The organism is Marinobacter sp. B-12, from assembly GCF_056857915.1.
In genome coordinates, this window is sequence record NZ_JBSXOB010000022.1 from 1 (window position 1) to 5043 (window position 5043).

Below are 5043 nucleotides of genomic sequence, written 5' to 3' on the forward strand. Positions count from 1 at the left end.
CTTTTAGAGCGTGTGGCACAGCCACTCGCTCCTGGAGGATCGTTCTAACAGTCGCGAAGCGTCTGTTGATCCGACTTCGGGGGCCCCGCGATCAGCGGGGATCCTTTACCGGCCGGAGGTCGGAAGCGCGAGGGATACGGAAGGCGTCAGTCCCGCCAACGGCGGGATGAGCGAATAGCGAACCTGGAGAAGCCCGCCCCGAAGGGCGCGCCAAAGGCTGCACCTCACTCGGAAAAATCCTGCGTAGCTTGATGATTGGCGGTCAGAGCCGCGTAATTCTCCAGTGTATTGATACGCTCGTTGTACCTCCGCCCCTTCACACCTTTGATCAGGTAAACATTCGGCGATCCTTTAAGAGCTTGAGCGGGCACCGGCAGTCCAAACGCTTCAAGGGTGCTTTCGTTGGTAACCCTCAAAACGCTGATCAGGTCGTGGTTAACCAACAGGTCAATCGCCTGGCGAATGTTTTTACTGCTCAGCCCTGTCCTTTCCATCATTCGATCGTAAGAGATCAACGAGACATTGGTGTCTCTCTGGCACACGGACAACATGAGCAGATAGATCACGAGACCATTCATGGCAGTCTGACCCCGTTTCGGGTACTCAGAAAGCATGATGGGATAGCTGCTCGATACCCTTCGCATCCCGAACAAGTGCCCCTTCGGTAATTTGACGTGCCCTTTCCACTCATCCGCTCTGTCCGGATCAAGCCCCTTTATTCTGTAAACCAGGGGTTTGTAGCCAAGCCTTTCGATGGCATCCGTAGCCTCCAAAAGCTTCAGGCCCTCGCACACCATTGCCCTCGACAGCTTGAGATACAGCTGAATTTCCTCGTAGGTTGTCCGCAGACAGTGCTTGCCCACGTTCCTTTCTTGCTTTTTGTCATCAGCCATCGCCACCAACGCAATGTAGATCTTCAAAGCCGCGATCACCTGGCCAGCGGTCGGCGTCTTTGAGAGTCCCATCAGAAGTGGTACCCCCAAACTCACAGTAAGAGGGTCTGTGCGAGTAACCTTTGCCAAGGCCCACGGTGAACACCGCTCTTTCCCCAGCCAATATCTTGGGATCGGCGAAAACCGGTCTTCTCTCAAGCTCGTGCTCTGATCGCTCATCTCAAGAACTTCTCCAGATTACGGCCAACGCCACCAAGGCCATAGAAAGAACAGCGAGATTCTCTGTTGGCATAGTGCCGGCGACAGCAATGAAGCTGTCCAACCAGGACGGTGTTTCGGTCATGTTGCAGACTCCATTTGATCTACCATGCAATCAATTTAGATTGGACGGCAATAGATCTCTAGAATACTGATACAGCTAAATCTGCAACTTTCATAATAAAATCAATAATTAATCTAATTTTACATAGTTCATGAGAAACACTCATTTGATGGTGTATCCTCCACCCTACCCCAATAATGCGAATTACCAACACCTAAAAGGGAATACTAGCCGGTCTTCTGAAAGGAGGATCCCTACCGGCTGGTGCCGCTGATAACATCAGCGACGCCACCAAAACGATCTAGTACAGATCGCTACACCAACCAAAACCACCAGTACAGGTACAGCTGTCAGCCAGATCGGAACACCAGTCGCCGACATTATGAACATTGATGTCAGGCCCGTAGTCACTATCTTTCCGCCCAGGGTGTTGAGCCCTATATCCGTTTCCTTCTTGTTTTCCATTCGATTACCTCGCTCTTTTTCAATATTTCTTAACCTATTTATACCGTTGGACACTGTTCTCGCTTCAGGCTGCAAAAACGTATTCACCGACCACTGCCTGCTCGTAATTCGGTCCAGGTAATCTCTATTTATAAAAAGCTCGCTTTAACCGACATCAGCGGAAACACCCCGTCCTTGCGGCGACCGGCCTTACGATTTTCAGAGCTTTCAATACAACAAGGTTTCGTGGACTGAAAAAGTTGGCGAGTCGCTTTTTGCGCCTCATATCGGGGCTACGGAAATGCAGAAATTGAACGGCTATCTTGCGTGGTGAGGCAGTCCGATTGGATTTCAAAAATATCGGCGCGGTAGGATCTCTGAGAAGTCAGGATTTAGAGGGGGGTTAGTCCCGCAACGCGGGATCAACGAATAGCTCATCCAGCGAAGCGTGGCCGGAAGGATATGCCTTCTTTTCCCGAAGGGTGGGCTGGACCCATTAAAGGTCCAGCCCTGCGGGCTCGGCAGCGGCCCAGAAATCGGCACCGAAAAGATAGCCGCGCGCGGCTTCGGTGACGGGAATTTCCGGTCGCTGTCGGTTGAAAAAATAGCAGCGCTCAAACGGCATCAAGGTGATTCGTTCATCGAATCCCGCCGGTAGCGCTTCCAAACAATCCACTAGGGCACCATCGGCAAAGGCGAACACGGTGCGGACGCCCTCGGAGATTACTCTCTCCCATGTTTTTTTGGACACGACAAACCGGACATTCTCCAGACCCACGGCCCGTGCGTAGCCAACCACCTTGCCCTTATCAGGGCCTTCCATCGCCTGAATGGAAAAGAAATTCGGCTTTAACAGATTGCGATAGGCGCGCACCCTCATTCCGACCCGGACGCTTCGCTCCCTATAAGGCACAAACATCACTCCCCTCCCCTATCAGTTTCCGGCCGGAAACTCCGGCCGGATCCTTTCCCTTAGTTGAGCAGCGAACCGAGTCGCATTTCAGTTTCGGCCACTGTCGGCGTGAGGGCCATACCGCACAACCCCATCAGAGTGGCAGCAGTACCTTTGACGCCATCGGATGTTTTCTGCATCCGGCCAGCCACCACACACCGACCTTCCCAAACCGGAGCGGTCCTATCTGGTACCAGGTTTTCCAGCTTATCCATTGCTTCAAACCTATCCACGCCTCCCGTTTTCCCATACACCAGGTATTTGTTCACCATTTCAGCACCGTATAACCCGAGGGCTTCCAGGAACACGGCATGCCCGACCACGTATTGCTCACGTAGCTCCTGCGCGGAAATCTTCCCTGATAGCATCAGATCCCACATCGGTACATGGGCGCGCGCCTTTTCAAGAAAAAGAATGACGCCTTCTTTCGCGTCTCTCAGGTAGGCTTCGTCGTAATCGACAATGCTCCGTTTGGTAAGGTCGGTCAGATTGGAAATGAATTTCTTGAATCTCACCAGGTTCCACAGCTTAAAGCTCTTCGGGCCCACACTGCCCGATTCAAATTCAACCCGGCTCCGAAACTCAGGAATCTCTTTGAGCAGATCCAGGACAAACCCATTGAACGGATCCCGCTGGTCATACAGAGCACTCAGCGAGCTACTCGGTTTCTTGGCGTTTGCATTGATGTCGGCGAACATCTGCTGGCTCCGCTTCAATCCCTGATCAAAAAACAAAGTCACACAGACAGTTTCCTCACCCAGGATCGGCATGGATTCCAGGGCCAATTCGATGCCCCGGCGCCGGTGTTGGCCATCGTTGATCAGCATTACGGCGTCCATTGGGATGTGAAGAACCCCCACCCGAGCGCCGGCGCCAGAAACCTGCAAACCTTCGAACGCCATTTCACTGCTCACGCTCGCCGTAATTGCCGGCAGGACGTATTCGTGACGATTCTCAAGGATGTAATCAGCGATATCCCGAGCATGGCGCTCATTGAGATGACGTTGGGCCCGCGCTTCAGTTGGCAAGGTATCCTCATCAAATCGAAACAACTTCACCAGGTACTTAAAAGGAATCTGGGCGGTATAGAACTCATTGCCCGCCTGAATTCCTTTCACGGCTGGGAAGCTGTAAGTGATCTCAGAGCGCTCCGACACATCAGCCTCGATGGCATTGATTCGCGCCATACGCTCGGCAAACTCCTGGCGCTGGGCCTCTTCCTCGTCTAGCTTGGCTGCTGCGCGCTCTCCGAACTCAGCCTTGAGCTCATCTACAGTCAGACCAAGATCTTCCAACCAGGAAGCGAAGAAATCCGGCCGCTCAATTGGTGTGCCTCGCTCTTGAAGAATTAGGTCTCGTGCCAGGCTCAAGCCCAAACGTTCGTGCCGCTCCTGCTTTGCCTGGGCCACCAAACTTGGGACCACATCGCCAACAGCGTGCCCATAAGGCGCGTCAATCATGGCAATGCGCTCGGGATAATCAGCCTTTCGCTGTAGGGTTCGCCACCGCTCGTCGGCTGTCTCCTGACTCTTGTGGCGACTAATGATTTTTCCCTCCTCGAAAGTCTCGGAGAAGGACTTAGTGATGGTAACGCGCTCCAAGGCAATAACGTAGAACATGGTATTTTCCTCTGGTTCTGAGAGTTTCCGGGCGGAAACATGGGGGCTTTCGCCCCCTCCTGGTTAGTCGAGAAGACGGTAGATTTTGGAGGCCTCTGGATGGTCACCAACGACTTCCATTAGCTTGTCGTAGGTTTCCAAGAGGTATGCGTCTTCCGGGAATTTGTGCATTCCATAGGAACTGGCATAAATGGTCAGAACCAGGCCAGCGGCATCAGCGCTCATGGTTTCATCCGCATAGTTCAGCGGGCTTACCAAACGCACCGGCTCGTCGGTACTCAGAGACATATAAAGCGCGTCATTCGAGGTGATATTAAGATCCCAATAGCCACCGTTGTACGCTTCGTTGAAGGTGTTCATGAAGCTGAACACAAACATTTCCAGGTTCACGCAACGATCGCCCCAGTATTGGTGCATTGTTTCTGCGCGTTGGAGGGTCGGAACACGGGTAAAAAACTCAGGGAGAGCTTGTGCAGTAGTCATAGCAAATATCCTAACTCGCCTCGATGACCGCCGGCGTATCGCGGTGGCCAGCACCCCGCTGACCATGTGATTATTATCGGTTTTCCTTCCCTGTCTGTCAATCTCTTTGTATACCTTTCAAAGAATAAAAACCCATATAAATCAGCCCTCTTTGTGCATCTTCGTCTAACACCAGACTTGTCTTTTGCAGTGTGATGATCTTGATTGTCCGGATGCCGCCGGGATCGGGCAGAGCCCGACTTAGATTCAGCGCGGCTTCGCCGCCACATCGTTGGTGAATGCTGACCAGGCCCCTGCCCTGTCGTGAGATCCCGACCGCCCATCAACCGC

General features: G+C 52.8%; 4 protein-coding genes. All 4 read right to left on the bottom strand.

What is annotated here, in order from left to right; translation table 11 throughout:
• Positions 1-224: 224 nt before the first annotated feature.
• The 4 genes from AC13D2_RS01695 to AC13D2_RS01710 all read right to left on the bottom strand — a co-directional run bounded on the left by AC13D2_RS01695 (position 225) and on the right by AC13D2_RS01710 (position 4713).
• Positions 225-1112, bottom strand: coding sequence for a hypothetical protein (locus tag AC13D2_RS01695; protein ID WP_482938130.1), 888 nt, complete (start codon positions 1110-1112; stop codon positions 225-227).
• Between the two features lie 1043 nt (positions 1113-2155).
• Positions 2156-2533 carry a hypothetical protein gene (locus tag AC13D2_RS01700; protein WP_482938131.1) on the bottom strand — a complete coding sequence of 126 codons (378 nt, stop codon included), beginning with the start codon at positions 2531-2533 and terminating at the stop codon, positions 2156-2158.
• Positions 2534-2631: 98 nt separating this feature from the next.
• Positions 2632-4230, bottom strand: a complete 1599-nt coding sequence (locus AC13D2_RS01705; protein WP_482938132.1) for a DNA sulfur modification protein DndB — start codon at positions 4228-4230, stop codon at positions 2632-2634.
• A 63-nt stretch (positions 4231-4293) separates the two neighbouring features.
• Positions 4294-4713, bottom strand: a complete 420-nt coding sequence (locus tag AC13D2_RS01710) for an antirestriction protein (protein ID WP_091643496.1) — start codon at positions 4711-4713, stop codon at positions 4294-4296.
• Positions 4714-5043 lie beyond the last annotated feature (330 nt).